This is a genomic window from Cryobacterium sp. 10I1 (assembly GCF_035019805.1).
In the GTDB taxonomy this organism is placed as follows: domain Bacteria; phylum Actinomycetota; class Actinomycetes; order Actinomycetales; family Microbacteriaceae; genus Cryobacterium; species Cryobacterium glucosi.
Genome location: NZ_JASJVF010000564.1, coordinates 1 through 461, shown reverse-complemented (window position 1 = coordinate 461; position 461 = coordinate 1). Strand labels below are relative to the sequence as shown.

The window sequence follows — 461 nt, the reverse complement described above, 5'->3', positions numbered from 1 at the left end:
ACATGGGAGACGGTCACCGTTTTCTCGTTATCGGTCAGGACGTAGGTCGGGGCGCCGCCGAGGAGCCGGAACGAGCGGTCCAGCGCGGCGAACACGCTCGGCGCCGTCCGATCCCGTAACGCGATCACGATACGGAACCGTGACCACGCTAGCCACGCGACGAACAACACCGTTTTCTTCCCGTCGATGACGGGGCCGTCGCCGAAGTCATACTGCAACCACATTCCCGGCTCCGTGATCCACGGCCGGTGCACCCGCACCCGGCCAAGCCGGAACGCAGCACGGACCTGCGCGACCGCGCGCCGCGTCGACCGCTCCGACCCCGCAAAGCCCAGGCCGATCAGTTTCGCGTGGGCCCGGTCCGCACGGATCTTGCCCTGAGAGGCCTCCACCCATTCCTCGATCTTGGGCAGGAACGGGTCCGTGACCCGGCCCCGGTAGGCGGGCTCCGCGAGCGGCCG

General features: G+C 68.8%; 1 protein-coding gene. It reads right to left on the bottom strand.

Features of this window, described 5'->3' with window-relative positions:
- Positions 1–461, bottom strand: a 461-nt coding sequence (locus QN345_RS19795; protein WP_323509212.1) for a DDE-type integrase/transposase/recombinase, incomplete at both ends; no start/stop codon positions are given.